This window comes from Mesobacillus harenae, from assembly GCF_013343715.1.
Lineage (GTDB): Bacteria > Bacillota > Bacilli > Bacillales > Cytobacillaceae > Mesobacillus_A > Mesobacillus_A harenae.
Window position 1 is genome coordinate 1 of sequence record NZ_JABUNR010000045.1, and the last position, 423, is coordinate 423.

General features: G+C 48.7%; 1 tRNA gene and 1 rRNA gene. Both read left to right on the forward strand.

Annotated features, from left to right (window positions below):
• Positions 1-53: 53 nt before the first annotated feature.
• A tRNA-Ala gene (locus HRJ06_RS22965) sits at positions 54-129 on the forward strand.
• 160 nt (positions 130-289) lie between these two features.
• A 23S ribosomal RNA gene (locus tag HRJ06_RS22970) occupies positions 290-423 on the forward strand; the annotation flags it as partial.

Sequence of the window (423 nt, forward strand, 5' to 3'; positions counted from 1 at the left end):
GATAAGCGTGAGGTCGATGGTTCGAGTCCATTTAGGCCCACCATCTATGTAACGGGGCCTTAGCTCAGCTGGGAGAGCGCCTGCCTTGCACGCAGGAGGTCAGCGGTTCGATCCCGCTAGGCTCCACCATAAACTCCGAGAGTGAATCACATAGTGATTGAATCTGCGGTTTTGTTCCTTGAAAACTAGATAATCGTAATGAAGAAGGCAAAAGAAAGAACCGAGTAATCGCCATTTTAGTTTTCTCTCTTATTTAATAAGAGAACAACCAGGTCAGTGATGGCCACATGGTTAAGTTAGAAAGGGCGCACGGTGGATGCCTTGGCACTAGGAGCCGATGAAGGACGGTACTAACACCGATATGCTTCGGGGAGCTGTAAGTAAGCTTTGATCCGGAGATTTCCGAATGGGGAAACCCACTGT